The sequence below is a fragment of the Ruegeria sp. D7 genome, assembly GCF_056534355.1.
The window spans coordinates 427420-441308 of the sequence record NZ_JBQFPG010000001.1 but is presented as its reverse complement, the minus strand read 5'-3'; the positions used below and the strand labels follow the sequence as shown (position 1 = coordinate 441308).

The following is a 13889-nucleotide window of genomic DNA, read 5'->3' as shown; positions in this document are numbered from 1 at the left end:
GGGAAGGTTAGCGTGTTTCAGCGGCTCTGCACAGATCAGGCGGGCAGTCTGTTTTCGATCCGGCCCATATGTAGCATCAGGCCGAAGCCAAGGATGCACATCGTTAGCACGCCGGTCGTCAGCGGTGTGATCGACCCGTCAAATAACAGCCCAATAGGGGCCGCGATGGCAGCCGCCAGAATTGTGGCGATCGAGCCAATGACCGATGCAGCCATTCCCGCGATATGACCCATAGGTTCCATGGCAATGGCGTTCAGGTTGCCCATGGTTACACCGGCCATAAAGAAGATCGAGGTCTGCCACGCCACAAAAACAGCAAAGGATGCGCCCGGTGAAAGTGGTGTCATGTTCAGGATGATGACGGCGCTTGTGATCAGAATCTGCGCGCCCAAGGCCCAGGTCACCATACGGCGCATCCCGACGCGTACGACCACGGCGGCGTTCAAAAGGCTGGCCGAACCCGAGATCAGCGCCACGAAGGCGAACCAGAAGGGAAAGCTGTCTGCCCGATCATGGATGACGTCAAAAACCGGCTGAACCATCGTTAGCATGGTGAACAGCAACCCCATGCAAAGGGTCTGCACCAGGATCGAGAGGCGTACGGTGGGGTGTGCGAACATCTCATGCACTGCCGCAATCATCAGGGGCAGGCGGAAGGGGCGCCGGTTTTCGGGCGCCAGAGATTCAGGCAGGCGCGTGGCCATCCAGATCACGATGATCGTGGCGAATATGATGAAGGACACAAAGATGCCGCGCCAGCCGACCAGTGCAATAACGCCTGCGCCTAGCAGCGGTGCCACGGCGGGGACCAGAGTAAAGATCATCATCGCAATCGAGATGATGCGCGCCATCTCGCGCCCTGAAAACAAGTCGCGAATGATCGCCATAGCCACAACGCGCGGCCCGGCCGCCCCGAGGCCCTGCGCGATGCGCGCAGCCAGCACCAGTTCAAGCGATGAGCTCGACCACGCAACAGCGCAGGCCAGTATATAGAGAGCGGCACCACCATAAATCACCGGCTTGCGCCCGACCGCATCGGAAATTGGCCCGGTAAAGAATGTGCCGATCCCCATGCCCAGCACAAAAGAGGTCAGGATCAACTGTGCTTTGTTCAGATCGTAGGGGCTGAGCTCTGCGCCGATCTCGGGCAGGGCTGGCAGCATTGAATCGATCGAAAAGGCTATCGTGGCGAACATCATCGCGATCAACGCAATGAATTCGCCCCGGGACATGCGGTCGGCCATGGGGAACTCCTTCCCGAATGCGCTATCACGGCGTTTCGGGTTGGACTAGATCAGAAATGCACAGGGGTATGTGCTATTCTGCAGGGGAAGCCTCAATCTGAGACATGATCTCAGCGATCACTTTTGCCCACAATTCAGGAGGTTGCGCGCCCGGAACAGCGTGCTGGTTTGCAACGATATATGTGGGAACCGAATTTACGCCCATTTCGCGTGAATGGCTGTCGCGGTTACGGATATCCTCGCGGTCGGCGTCTGACTGCAGCAGTTTCAGTACGACCGCTGCGTCCATGCCGACGCTGTCGGCGACATCAGCCAACACCTCATGATCACCAATATCACGCGCCTCGACGAAGTAAGCATTAAAGAGTGCATCGACCACGGATTCCTGCTTGCCCTCAATCCCCGCCCAGTGGATCAGGCGGTGGGCATCCAGCGTGTTGGGCGTGCGTTTCATGCCTTCGAAATCGATATTCAAACCTGCGTTTTCGGCATGTTCGACAACGGGAGCGTATGCGCGAACTGCTCCGTCCTTGCCGCCGAACTTCCGTTCAAGGTATTCGCGCCGATCCATGCCCTCGTCGGGCATATCGGGGTTCAGCTGAAAGGGGTGCCACTCGATCACAAAGGGGTGGTCTGGCACTTCGGCCAGCGCCTTGTCCAGATGGGTCTTGCCGATATAGCACCAGGGGCAAATCGGATCGGACATGATGTCGAGCTTTACAGTGTGTGTCATTCGGACGTCGCCTTGAAATAGGCCGGCAGGGCGCGGCGCAGAAGTTTGCCGTTGCCTCCGGTGGGTAAGGCGGGCAGATGGACAAAGGCACGCGGCTGTTTGTAGCGCGCCAACTTGTCAGACACATAGGCGTGCAGGTCCGCCGCGTCCAGTTCTTCGGGGCCAGTGTAGAAGGCAACGATGATCGAACTGTCCTGTTTTACCTCAACCGTAGCCGCCCCGACCTGGGTGATCTCGGGATGGGTGGATAAGGCCGCCTCGACTTCGACCGGGGAAACGCGATATCCGCCCGCATTCATCATGTCGTCATCTCGACCCAGATAGGTGATTTGCCCATCAACCGCCATCGCGCCTTGATCACCGGTCAGGAACCAATCCCCCTGCATCCGAGCAGCGGCCTCGTCGGGGGCATTCAGATAGGTCAGCATCAGGCCCGGATCTTCGCGATGTACGGCTATTGTACCTTCCTGACCTTGTGGCACAGGGCCATCCGGCCCGAGGATGGCAATCCGACGCCCGGGCTGCGGCTGCCCCAACGCTGTGCCGCGTGCCGGGTGGCTTGGGCTGGATGAGATGAAGGTCGAGCATTCGGACATGCCGTAAGCCTCATAAAGCTCGGTGCCGGTGAACTGCACCCATTTTTCATGCAGGTGTCGCGACAGCTTTTCCCCGGCGCAAAGGCCGTGGCGCAGATCGGGAAGGCCGGGCTGCGTGTCACTTTGCATCATCTTCCGAAAGACCCCCGGTGCGGCTGCAAAGATGGTGGCACGATGTTGTTTCAACAGGGCAGGCAGATCGCGTATGTCTGTCCCGGGTTCAGGGATCAGAGCCGTTGCACCAATGGCCCAAGGGTCCATCAAGCCGGTGCCCAGCGTGTAGGTCCAATTGAATGCCCCCGCATGGCACAGCCGGTCCGAGGATTTCAGGCCATACCAGCCGTCGACCATCATCTGCCGAGCCCAGATGGCGCGGTGTGCATGCGCAACCGCACGGGGTTTGCCCGAAGTACCCGAAGTGTAGACCACGTAGGCAAGCCGCTCGGGATCACCCATGGCAAAACTTGCAGGCGGCAGTGATCGCATCCGGGCCAGTTCAGGCAGCATGATCTGATCCGGGTGCGCCGCGCAGGCGACCTGGGGATCTCGCAAAATGGCGGCGGGTTTCAGATCGTCGACGATCTTTGCGGTCTCTTGCTCGGTCAGTTGTGATGAGGTGGGCACGGGGACCAGCCCCACGGCGATTGCGCCCAGATAGGCGATCGGAAAATCGACGGTATTGCCCAATCGCATGAGAACAATGTCTTGGGCGCGAAGGCCGCTCTGCAGCAATCCTGAACCGGTGCCCATTATCGCCGAATGCAGATCGCCATAGGTCCAGTCTGTTGCACCATCCGATCCCAGCACCGAAAGTGCGGTCTTCTCAGCTGAACTTTTCGCATGGCGCAGCACATGCGCGGCAAGATTGAATGGGCGCGGGCAGGGCGTAGGCGGCCCCTGATCAAAGATCGACAACATGAGAACTGGCTATCCCCGTGCGAGGCGCGTTGCAAGCAGGGCATGCTCGCCCTATAGAAAGACCCATGGCCACCAATGATCATAAATCTATCGTCAGAATTGCCCGCGACAATGGTGTCAACACCGAGTTGGAGCCGGTCGATCTGGGCGCGCGCGTGCGCGAACTGCGTAAAGCCCGCAACTGGACGCTGGAACAGGCGGCGAGTCAGGCGGGTCTGGCTCGGTCGACACTCAGCAAGATCGAAAATGGTCAGATGTCTCCGACCTATGATGCTTTGAAAAAGCTGGCGACCGGATTGGAGATTTCGGTGCCTCAGCTTTTTACGCCGCCACAACGCGATCAGGTGATCGGTCGAATGGCAGTGACCAAGATGGGCGGGGGTGCGGCCCATGCGACCACCACCTACGAACATGAGTTGCTGGCAGAAACGCTGACCAAAAAGCAGATGCTGCCCTATCGCGCCCGTGTACGTGCACGCTCGATGGAAGAATTTGACGGCTGGGTGCGTCACGATGGTGAGGAATTTCTGTATGTTCTGACCGGAGTGGTGCGGTTGTTTACCGAGTTCTATGAGCCGGTCGAAATGCGCCGCGGCGACAGCGCTTATTACGACGGCAGCATGGGGCATAACGTCATTTCGGTCAGTGATGAGGATGCGACGATCCTGTGGGTGACGTCACTTGCTTAGGGCTTGGGCCGCTTCGCGGTTCAATGCTTCGGTGAACAGGAAATCCTCAAGCTCTTCGCGCGCCTCGTTTACGGTCAGGTGGTGACGCTCGGCCAGGTAAGCTTCGAACTGTTTGCGATCTTCGCCAACGCGCGCCATATCCCTATCGCGCAGGTTCGGAAACCTACGTTTTGCACGCGCATATGACGCGTCCCAGTCTTGCGTCAGATCAGCCCAGTTTAGCATCTGCGAGCCTTCCTTAGTTGGTGTTTCAGGATTGCTCTCCCCCAAGACAGCCTACGGAGCGCCGTGCGTTGCTGCAGACATGACAAAATGTCGCAGCCGGAGTCGGGAGATAAGATGCAAAAAACCCGCTGCGGAGATACCGCAACGGGCCCACGGACCTGCTGTAAAGTGAGTGGCGGCCGGTCCGTTATTCTGCTGGTTCGAATAACCAGTTCAGTATTTTGTGTCCGATAAATACAGCAATTAACTGCATAATTATGAACATCGGAATGTGCGCAGGGTATATCCCTGCAAAGGTATCCGTAAAGCCCCTTGCGATTGTAACGGCCGGATTAGCAAAACTTGTGGAAGACGTATACCAGTAGGCGCCGGTAATATAGAGGCCCACAAGGGCTGGTACCGTGTCCGGCTTGTGCCGAATTCCGCCGAAAATCACAAACAGCAAACCCAAAGTGGCGACAATTTCCGAAAACCACTGATGTGCCCCGGTACGATGCATCGTTTCCGAAGTTTGCAGAATCGGCAGGTCAAACATGTAATGGCTGGCCCAGACCCCCGCGATACCTCCGGCAATCTGAACAAGCATGTAAGGGGTGACCGCACGCCAGGGATGTTCACCGCGCAGCGCAAAGGCCAATGTCACTGCAGGGTTGAAGTGAGCGCCCGAGACAGGGCCGAGCGTAGTGATGATAGCGTAAAGGATGCAGCCGGTCGCAATTGCATTGGCCAGCAACGCCAGCGCGATGTTCCCCTCGGACAAGGTTTGCGCCATGATGCCTGATCCGACAACGCCGATCAGCAGGAAGGCGGTTCCGAGGAATTCGGCAAAGTATTGGCGGGCGCTCACAGCAGGGCTCCTATACGTTTGAGATGGGCCGAGAGTTCAACGCTGTCCATGGTTTCAATGGGCAGCTCCAGAAGTGCCTCGGCGCGGCGCCCAAGAATGTCATATGCGGTCCTAAAGGCGGTTTCCCAGTCTGACTGAGACGCGGCGGCTGGGTCCTCGACACCCCAATGCGCGCGTACGGGGGCGCCGGGCCAGACGGGACATGTCTCTTCGGCGGCTGAGCCGCAAACCGTGATCACTATGTCCATTTCCGGAGCATTTTCTGCTGCAAACTCATCCCAGCTTTTAGAGCGGGCATCGCGGATGTCATGGCCTTCGGCACCAAGCAGCGTCAAGGATTGCGGATGCACCTTCCCGGTCGGGTTGGAGCCTGCTGAATAGGCGCGTACACGCCCTTCGCCGGTGTGATTGAAGAGCGACTCCAGCAGAATCGACCGAGCCGAGTTGCCGGTGCATAGAACCAGTATGTTCATGGGGGTATCCTTGGATTGATCGAGGACTACTCGGCCATTCGGCCGATATCATCCACCTTGTGCTGTAGTGAGATGCGGTCGAGCGTTTCGAACGGGAGGCTGGCAAAGGTGGTGATACGGTTGCGCAGCAATCCGTAGGACTGCTGGAATGCCAGCTGCTTTTGCGCGTCGGTTCCTTCAACTTTGACCGGATCGGGCAGACCCCAATGCGCGCTTATCGGTTGTCCTGGCCAAGCGGGGCAGGCCTCGTTCGCTGCGTGGTCGCAGACGGTAAAGACAAAATCCATCTTTGGGGCATCAGCAGCGGCAAATTCTTCCAGTGATTTTGAGCGGAGCGAGGTCGTGTCGTAGTCTTTTTGCTTCAAGAGTTCCAAAACGATTGAATTTGGTCCGTCCGATGGTGCCGTTCCTGCCGAATAAGCGCGAAACAAGCCGTTACCTTCATTGTTCAGGATGGCTTCCGCCATGATCGAACGGGCCGAATTTCCGGTGCAGAGGAAAAGCGCATTCATTACGCGGTCAGGGGACGCCATAACGGGGTCATCCGAGGGTTGCATGCACAAATCAGGACGATTTTGACAGCAACCGCCCAGCAACTCATCAAACAGCCCGCGCACCGCTGGTAAGTTGGCGGCATATTGCAATGATGTCCCGCTGCGCGACTGCTGGATCAGCCCGGCGGATTTCAATGCATTCAGGTAGGTTGACGCAGTATTGGGTTTCAGCGCTAAAGCCTCGGCAATCTGACCCGCAGCAACGGAATCTGGATAGCGACGCATCAACAGCCGGAACAGATCCAGCCGCTTGGGATGTGCGAGTGCGTTCAGCCTGTCATGAATCTCTATTTCCATAATTCATGAAATATGGAAATAGAAAGGACTCGTCAATCCTGAAACCACCAGACCTGTGGCATATATTCTGGCCCATCGCCATAAATTGGCAGAGTGTCGGGTTGTTTCAGCTCTTTGACATGGGCGATACGGCCGACATCAAAGCTCCAGATAGGAATAACATAGCGACCCGCTGTCAGAACACGATCCAGCGCGCGCGTTGCCGCAACAAAATCCTCGTGGCTTTCCGAGGCCAGCATCGCGTCGATCAGCCCGTCCACGGCGGGCGAGGTCAGACCCATGACATTCCGCGTCCCGGGAGCGTTGGCGTTTTCGCTGCCCCAATACAGGCGTTGTTCGTTGCCTGGCGAGAGCGACAGCGCACGACGGAACGGGGTCATGTCAAAATCTTGCGCATCGATGCGTGAAGTATATTGCGCGTCATCTACTTTCTCGACTGTCAACTGGATACCCAGGCGTTCGAGGGCGCGGGCGTAGATTTCCGCGATCACGCCGACATCCTGGACCACGTTCAGGCTGCCCTGGCTGATGACCAGATCAATCACAAACGGCTCACCGCTGGCGTTGCGAAGCTGGCCGTCCTGAATGGTCCATCCGGCCTCTTCCAGCAGTTTAAGCGCTTTGCGGATATTTCGGCGGTTGCGTTCGGTTCCATCGCTTTGAGGCAATTCATATCCATCCAGCGTGCCCGGTGCCAACTCGGCGGCGTAAGGTTGAAGCAATTCCTCGACACGACCAGTGGCCGGTCCGGGTTGCATCCCCAATTCCGAACCCGAGAAATATGAGATGATCCTGGGCTGCGCCCCGCCTGTAATGGTGTCGTTGATGAACTCGAAGTTGAAGGCCAGCGTTAGTGCCTCGCGTACGCGCCAGTCATCGAATGGGGCCTTGCGTGTGTTCATGACAAAGCCGGTCATGCCTGACGGCTTTTGATGGGGAATTTCCGTCTTCACAATATCACCGCGCTGAACCGCTGGGAAGTTGTACTGCGTGTTCCATTTATCCGCGTTGAATTCACGAACGGCCGAAAGCTCACCAGCTTTGAACGCTTCAAACGCGACTGTGCCGTCTCCGTAGAACTCAATCCGCATGTCATCCAGATTCATCGTGCCCTTGCGGTAGGGGATATCGGCACCCCAATAGTCAGGATTGCGACGCAGGTTCACATAGCGGCCAGCCTCATAGTCATCGATTACGTATGGTCCGGAACCGATGGGTATATCGTGTAGTTGAGCGTCAGCGAACGACTTTCCCTCCCACTGCGCTTTTTGCAGGATCGGGCGCATTCCGGCGATCAGGGCCAGTTCGCGATCCGGTTCGTTAAAGGTGATCCGAACGTTGCGCGGTCCAGTCTGTTCAATGCTATCAATCTTGCCCCACAGCCCGCGATATCGCAGGTGGCCTTCGGTGCCCAGTGTCTCATACGACCATATCACGTCATCGACAGTGACCGGCGATCCATCCGAGAATTCAGCATTTTCGCGCAGCGTGAATTCGACCCATGTGCGGTCCGAATCCGTCTCAACTGATTCGGCTAACAACCCGTAAAGAGTGAAAGGTTCGTCCCAGGAGCGGCCCATCAGGCTTTCATGAGTCCAAAATCGCAACTGCCACGGCGCGGTACCTTTTTGCACAAACGGGTTCAGACTGTTATAGCCGCCGGTATTGCCAAATACGACCTTGCCGCCCTTGGGCGCGTCAGGATTTGCGTAGGGTAGCGACACAAAATCCGGTGGTAGGGCCGGGTCACCATACATAGCTATGCCATGGGCCGATTCTGCTGACGCCATTGAGGCGGCGAAAATACAGGTGATTCCCACAATCGCGGGACGAAGGGGGCGGAGATAATCGGGGCTCATTTTGGAAACAATCCTGCTCTGGCCTTATTTTGTTTGGGATTCACCGTAGCCATGATTTTTCTTATTATCAAACTTTTAGCTTGGACGAGGGCGTGGAATTGCTTATAAAGGTTCTACTGCTCGATAGGTTTCTTGCCTGTATGAAACCTGCCTCAATAACTTAACGCCCGCTTCGTGCGGGCGTTTTTTTTTGGCAAAACTCGTGCGGGTGCGCGGATCAGATCATTCCCCGTTTTCTTTGCAGGTGCAGCATGGCACTGTGTTTGAGAAACAAAAACTCATAAGGAGAGTGCCATGAGTCTGTCGGGCAAAACAGCCGTCGTCACGGGGTCGAATTCGGGGATTGGGCTGGGCATCGCGCGTGAGCTGGCGAAGGCCGGGGCGGATGTGGTGCTGAATTCGTTCAACGACCGTGATGAAGATCATGCGCTGGCCACCGAGATTGGCAAAGAGACGGGAACCAACGCGCGCTATATCAAGGCAGATATGTCCAAGGGCGATGAATGCCGTGCACTGATCGAACAGGCAGGTGCTTGTGACATTCTGGTGAACAACGCCGGCATTCAGCATGTGGCTCCGATCGATCAGTTTCCGTCGGACAAATGGGATGCGATCATCGCGATCAACATGAATTCGGTCTTTCATACGATGGCGGCAGCGCTTCCGATGATGCGCGCGGCGGGCTGGGGGCGGATCGTGAATATTGCCTCGGCTCACGGTCTGACGGCCTCGCCCTACAAGGCGGCTTACATCGCGGCAAAGCATGGTGTCGTCGGGATGAGCAAGACCGTGGCGCTGGAGACTGCGCAGGAGCCGATTACCTGCAATGCTATTTGTCCGGGATACGTACTGACTCCATTGGTTGAGGCGCAAATTCCCAACACGATGAAAGAGTACAATATGAGCCGTGAGGATGTGGTGAAGAACATCCTGCTGGAGCGGCAGCCGTCGAAGGAGTTTGCCACGGTCGAGCAGCTGGGCGGAACTACGATCTTCTTGTGCTCGGATGCAGCGGCACAGATCACAGGAACGACGATATCCGTGGATGGGGGATGGACGGCATTGTGAGGGACCATGGGGGCTCTGCCCCCATACCCCCGAGGTATTTCTGGCCAGATGAAGAGGCGGAACCATGAAACGGATCAATCTGGCATTGCAGGGCGGTGGGGCGCATGGCGCGTTTACCTGGGGTGTACTGGATCGATTGCTGGATGAAGAGGATATCGAGGTTGCCGCGATCACTGGGACTTCGGCCGGCGCGCTGAACGGGGCAGCGTTCAAATCAGGGATGGTGCATGCAGGGCGCGACGGGGCGCGGGCGTGTCTGGATGGGCTTTGGAAACGCATGGGTGCCGTCGGCGATATGCGAATTGCCCATTGGATGCGGGGCATTGAGCCTGCTCATGTTGCACAAGTGTTAGAGTACTCCGTTCCGTTCTCGATGGCCGAAGCATGGTCGCGGCTGGTATCGCCTTACGCCTATGGGCCGTTTTATCGCAATCCGCTCACCCCGGTTGTGGATCGGTTCAACTTTGATGAGATTTGTGCAGACGAAGGGCCCGCGCTGTTTGTCTGCGCCACCTGTGTGCGCAGCGGCAAGATTCGCGTGTTCACAGGCGAGGAGATTTCGACCGATGCGATTCTGGCCTCGGCCTGCTTGCCGAACCTGTTTCAGGCGGTTGAAATCTATGACCCGAAATCCGAGCGGACCGAAGCGTATTGGGATGGCGGCTATACCGGAAACCCGGCGCTTTATCCGTTGTTCGGTGGAGATTTGCCAGATGATGTGGTGATTGTGAACATCAACCCGCTGGAACGCGATGAGGTGCCTAAAACGCCGCAGCAGATTCAGAACCGGATCAATGAGATCAGCTTTAACTCATCGTTGTTTCGCGAGCTGCGTGCGATCAATTTCGTTCAACGGCTTCTGGCCGAAGGCAAGCTGAAGGCTGGTGAGATGAGCCGGGTGCTGGTGCATATGATCGCTGATGACGCCTTGATGAACGACCTTTCGGCGGCCACCAAGATCGTGCCAAACCCGGTTGTGCTGAACCGGCTGAAACAGTCCGGGCGCGATGCGGCGGATCAGTTTCTGAGCGCGCATAAGGACGATCTGGGTCAGCGAAGCACGGTCGATTTGCCCGCAATGTTTGGTTGATTATTCAGGCGGCTGGGTTGGGTCTTTGTCATTCGGGTAAACCAGGCCCGCTGAGATCACCAGCTTGGCTGCGTCCTCGATGGACATATCCAGCAGGATCACATCCTCTGCGGGGAAAAACAACAGGAACCCGGATGTGGGGTTTGGGGTTGTCGGGACAAACACGCTTAGCAACTCGCCCCCGGTTTCGGCGCGATCGCTCACTTCACCGCGCGCTGTTGTCGAGACGAAGCCGATTGCCCAGATGCCCCGGCGCGGATACTGGATCAGGCAGGCTTTTTCGAAAGACCGCTCGGTCTGGGCGAACACAGTTTCCGAGATTTGCTTGATCCCGGAATAAACCGAACGGACCACGGGCATGCGGTCGACGACACTCTCGGCGAAATGGATCAGAGAACGGCCCAGAATGCCCTTTGCGATCCAGCCGACGATAATCGTGAACAGCAGGAATATGACCACGCCAACGCCGCGCAGGTTGATGCCGACATATTCCGAGGGTTGGAACCGTTGCGGGATCAGTGGCAGGACGGCGCTGTCGATCCAGCCAACCACAGACCAGATCAACCAGATGGTCAGCCACACCGGAGCAATGACGACGATACCAGTCAGAAAGGACGCGCGTAGCCGGGAGAACAGGCCGGGGCGTCGGTGGGGTTCTTCGTCAAACGGAGTGTTCATTGCGGTCCTGAGTGGTTTGCGGAATTAGGTAAGCAGTCCGGGCGCTTGGTGCAATAGCTGGGGTCAGTGGGCTGATTCCGTTAGCGCACGCGCGATGACCGCTGCCAGTCGGGCGTTGTTGCGTACCAAAGCGATGTTGGCGGTAAGCGAACGGCCTTCGGTCTGTTCATAGATACGCTGTAGCAGATAAGGTGTGACGCCTTTACCTGTGATCCGGTGAGTTTCTGCATCGGCCTGTGCGGACGCGATGATCGGGGCCAGCTCCTCGGACGGGATCTGGTCGGCTTGCGGGATCGGGTTAGCGACCAACTGACCACCCGGCAGCCCCAACGCACGCCGTGCTGCGTGGGCTTTTGCTATGTCAGCGGCATCATCCATGCGCAGCGGGGCTGCCAAGGGTGATTTTGCGGACCAGAAGGCCGGGAACTCGTCCTGTCCGTGGGCGATGACGGGGACGCCGAGCGTTTCCAGAACTTCAAGTGTTTTGGCGAGGTCGAGGATGGCTTTGGCCCCGGCCGCGACCACAGTCACCGGGGTCTGCGCGAGCTCGTGCAGGTCAGCGGAGATGTCGAAGGAGGTTTCGGCCCCCTGATGCACCCCACCGATGCCTCCGGTGGCGAAGACCTCGATGCCTGCATAATGTGCGGCGATCATTGTTGCGGCGACGGTGGTGGCCCCGGTGCCGCCTGTGGCGAGGCAGGCGGCCATGTCAGCGCGTGACAGTTTGGCGACGCCTTGCGCCTGACCCAGTGCGCTCAGCTGGTCGGCTTCGAGGCCGACGTGCAAAACTCCGTCAATAACGGCAATCGTTGCTGGAACGGCGCCCGCATCGCGGATGTCTTGTTCAACCTGTGCCGCGACCTCGATGTTCTGGGGGTAGGGCATGCCATGGGTGATGATGGTGCTTTCCAATGCCACGATCGGTTGGCCCGCATCCTTGGCGGCGCGGACCTCTGCAGAATAATGAATGGTGATCACAGTGGGGTTTCTCCGGAAACATAGGTTGCAGCGGCGCGCAGCGCGCGGCTGAGTGCCGCGTCGCTGTCGGCACCATTCGCCTCGGCCGCGATATGGGCGGCCATGAAAGTGTCACCCGCGCCGGTCACGCGGGTGACCAGAACGGAAGGGGGTGTTTGGGTCAAGACAGCATCAGCATCCCCGACGGTGGCCGAGTTGCCGCCATCGGTCACAAGAACCCGCAACGCGCCACGGTCCAGCAGGCCTTTGGCGGCGCTCTCGGAATCGGTGAACTCGCGCTGGCAAAGCAGTCCGGCCTCTTCGAGATTCACATAGAGCGTTGCACGGGCGTGTTTGAGGAAGGGCAGCAGCCGTTCTGCCTTGCCGGGCGAGGCCGGGGCGACGCGCAGGTCGGCTTTAGCGAAGGCGGGGCTTTGGGCGATCTCTTCCAACAAGGTCAGCGTCAGGTTGCCGTCCAGCGCGATAGGTCCTTCAAATGGGGTATTCTCGTAGCCCAGTGGCCCGTGCATCAGGGGGTGCAGGATTTTGGCTCCGGCAGCTTCAAGCGAATGCGCATCGGCAATGGCGGCGATCAGCCCGTTGGCTCCTTCAACCGCCATATATCTGTCGGTTGGCAGGTCTTGCGAGCGATAGATGTGATCGGTGACCATCCCCAAACGCGCGCAGGACCGGACCAGTTCATCCCCTTCAGCGTCGCGGCCAATTGCGGTCAGCAAAGTCGGGGTCATTCCGAACCGCACCAGCGTCATGGCGATGTTCATGGCGACGCCACCCGGCAGGCGAGTAATGCGGCCGGGTACATCCGAGCCCTGTCGCATGGCGCTGGCCGAGCGTCCGATCACGTCCCAAAGGACCGAGCCGATGCACAAAATTTCGCTGTTCTTGTTCATGCCTTGTGTCATGCCGCAGCCCCGACGCGGGTGCAAGGGTTAACGCTCGCATCCCTCAGCGCATTGCGGCAATCAGAGAGTTCAGCGCCTCCAACGGGTTATCTTGCGACCAGATTTCCTCTCCGATGCCGAAGAAATCGGTGCAGGGGGTGAGGTCTCGGATCAGATCGGACGTCAGGCCGCCCTCGGCCACGACGGGAACCTCGATCATTTCGGACCACCATTGGAACAGGTCCTTTTCGGCCTGAGTACCATCGCCCAGCGTGGCTGAACCAACCGGGCCAAAGGCCACGTAATCCGCGCCACTTTCACCAGCAGTCATCCCGTCATGAATGGAAGACCCGCAAAAACTGCCGACAATCGCATCCGTGCCCAGCTCCTTGCGGGCTGCCCTGACAGACCGCGCGCCGTCATCCAGATGCACCCCGTCCAGACCCAACCGCTGCGCCAGCAATACATGGTTGGAAATCACGATGGCTACATCGCGCGCATGCGCAACTTCGCGGCAAGCATCGGCGGCGCGCGCGATGGTATCTTCGTCGCTTCCAGCCAAGGCGAGGCGGATACATGCAATTTCAGACCCGTCCAATACGTGGCCCAATTGATCAGGGAATGTACTCAGCGCGATGGTAGGAGGCGTGATCAGGTAAATCTGCGGCTGCTCGGGGGTGTCCATGGCGCGTCCTTCGGGTTTGTCATCTTTCGCGCGGTTTAGCGGATTGCGCGGGGGAAGCAAACTTTTATGCCGGC

At 58.1% G+C, this 13889-nt stretch carries 15 protein-coding genes; 3 read left to right on the top strand and 12 right to left on the bottom strand.

Going from position 1 to position 13889, the window contains the following annotated elements; genetic code table 11:
• Positions 1 to 35: 35 nt before the first annotated feature.
• The 3 genes from ACRZ9U_RS02210 to ACRZ9U_RS02200 form a co-directional block, all read right to left on the bottom strand.
• On the bottom strand, positions 36 to 1244 hold the full coding sequence (locus tag ACRZ9U_RS02210) for a multidrug effflux MFS transporter (protein ID WP_170406074.1): 1209 nt from the start codon (positions 1242 to 1244) through the stop codon (positions 36 to 38).
• 73 nt (positions 1245 to 1317) lie between these two features.
• Positions 1318 to 1977: a DsbA family oxidoreductase gene (locus ACRZ9U_RS02205; protein WP_170406071.1), complete on the bottom strand. Its 660-nt coding sequence runs from the start codon at positions 1975 to 1977 to the stop codon at positions 1318 to 1320.
• A complete protein-coding gene (locus ACRZ9U_RS02200; RefSeq protein WP_170406068.1) occupies positions 1974 to 3491 on the bottom strand; it encodes a class I adenylate-forming enzyme family protein in 1518 nt (505 codons plus the stop codon). The genes ACRZ9U_RS02205 and ACRZ9U_RS02200 overlap by 4 nt, the downstream gene beginning before the upstream one ends.
• 65 nt (positions 3492 to 3556) lie before the next feature.
• Between ACRZ9U_RS02200 and ACRZ9U_RS02195 the strand changes: the two genes are divergently transcribed.
• On the top strand, positions 3557 to 4180 hold the full coding sequence (locus tag ACRZ9U_RS02195; RefSeq protein ID WP_170396891.1) for an XRE family transcriptional regulator: 624 nt from the start codon (positions 3557 to 3559) through the stop codon (positions 4178 to 4180).
• On the opposite strand, the gene ACRZ9U_RS02190 is transcribed toward ACRZ9U_RS02195, so the two are convergent.
• The 5 genes from ACRZ9U_RS02190 to ACRZ9U_RS02170 all read right to left on the bottom strand — a co-directional run bounded on the left by ACRZ9U_RS02190 (position 4169) and on the right by ACRZ9U_RS02170 (position 8435).
• Positions 4169 to 4405 (bottom strand): hypothetical protein, encoded by a 237-nt coding sequence (locus tag ACRZ9U_RS02190; protein WP_170396893.1) that lies wholly within the window; start codon positions 4403 to 4405, stop codon positions 4169 to 4171. The genes ACRZ9U_RS02195 and ACRZ9U_RS02190 overlap by 12 nt on opposite strands.
• Before the next feature lie 187 nt (positions 4406 to 4592).
• A complete protein-coding gene (locus ACRZ9U_RS02185) occupies positions 4593 to 5252 on the bottom strand; it encodes an MIP/aquaporin family protein (RefSeq protein ID WP_170406065.1) in 660 nt (219 codons plus the stop codon).
• Entirely contained in the window at positions 5249 to 5725 is a 477-nt protein-coding gene (locus ACRZ9U_RS02180; protein WP_170406062.1) for an arsenate reductase ArsC, read from the bottom strand. The genes ACRZ9U_RS02185 and ACRZ9U_RS02180 overlap by 4 nt, the downstream gene beginning before the upstream one ends.
• A gap of 26 nt (positions 5726 to 5751) precedes the next feature.
• The gene (locus ACRZ9U_RS02175) at positions 5752 to 6576 is read right to left on the bottom strand and encodes an arsenate reductase/protein-tyrosine-phosphatase family protein (RefSeq protein ID WP_170406059.1); all 825 of its coding nucleotides are present in this window, start codon (positions 6574 to 6576) and stop codon (positions 5752 to 5754) included.
• A 32-nt stretch (positions 6577 to 6608) separates the two neighbouring features.
• Positions 6609 to 8435, bottom strand: a complete 1827-nt coding sequence (locus ACRZ9U_RS02170) for an extracellular solute-binding protein (protein WP_170406056.1) — start codon at positions 8433 to 8435, stop codon at positions 6609 to 6611.
• 294 nt (positions 8436 to 8729) lie between these two features.
• On the opposite strand from ACRZ9U_RS02170, the gene ACRZ9U_RS02165 reads away from it, so the two are divergent.
• Positions 8730 to 9503 (top strand): 3-hydroxybutyrate dehydrogenase, encoded by a 774-nt coding sequence (locus ACRZ9U_RS02165; RefSeq protein ID WP_170406053.1) that lies wholly within the window; start codon positions 8730 to 8732, stop codon positions 9501 to 9503.
• Positions 9504 to 9567: 64 nt separating this feature from the next.
• Positions 9568 to 10593 carry a patatin-like phospholipase family protein gene (locus ACRZ9U_RS02160; RefSeq protein ID WP_170406050.1) on the top strand — a complete coding sequence of 342 codons (1026 nt, stop codon included), beginning with the start codon at positions 9568 to 9570 and terminating at the stop codon, positions 10591 to 10593.
• Here the strand turns inward: ACRZ9U_RS02160 and ACRZ9U_RS02155 are convergent, their stop codons facing one another.
• The 4 genes from ACRZ9U_RS02155 to ACRZ9U_RS02140 form a co-directional block, all read right to left on the bottom strand.
• Positions 10594 to 11271, bottom strand: coding sequence for a DUF502 domain-containing protein (locus tag ACRZ9U_RS02155; protein WP_170396909.1), 678 nt, complete (start codon positions 11269 to 11271; stop codon positions 10594 to 10596).
• Positions 11272 to 11334: 63 nt separating this feature from the next.
• Positions 11335 to 12249: a pseudouridine-5'-phosphate glycosidase gene (locus ACRZ9U_RS02150; RefSeq protein ID WP_170406047.1), complete on the bottom strand. Its 915-nt coding sequence runs from the start codon at positions 12247 to 12249 to the stop codon at positions 11335 to 11337.
• On the bottom strand, positions 12246 to 13139 hold the full coding sequence (locus tag ACRZ9U_RS02145) for a PfkB family carbohydrate kinase (protein WP_170406044.1): 894 nt from the start codon (positions 13137 to 13139) through the stop codon (positions 12246 to 12248). The genes ACRZ9U_RS02150 and ACRZ9U_RS02145 overlap by 4 nt, the downstream gene beginning before the upstream one ends.
• Positions 13140 to 13194: 55 nt before the next feature.
• Positions 13195 to 13815: a thiamine phosphate synthase gene (locus ACRZ9U_RS02140; RefSeq protein ID WP_170406041.1), complete on the bottom strand. Its 621-nt coding sequence runs from the start codon at positions 13813 to 13815 to the stop codon at positions 13195 to 13197.
• Between the last annotated feature and the right edge of the window lie 74 nt (positions 13816 to 13889).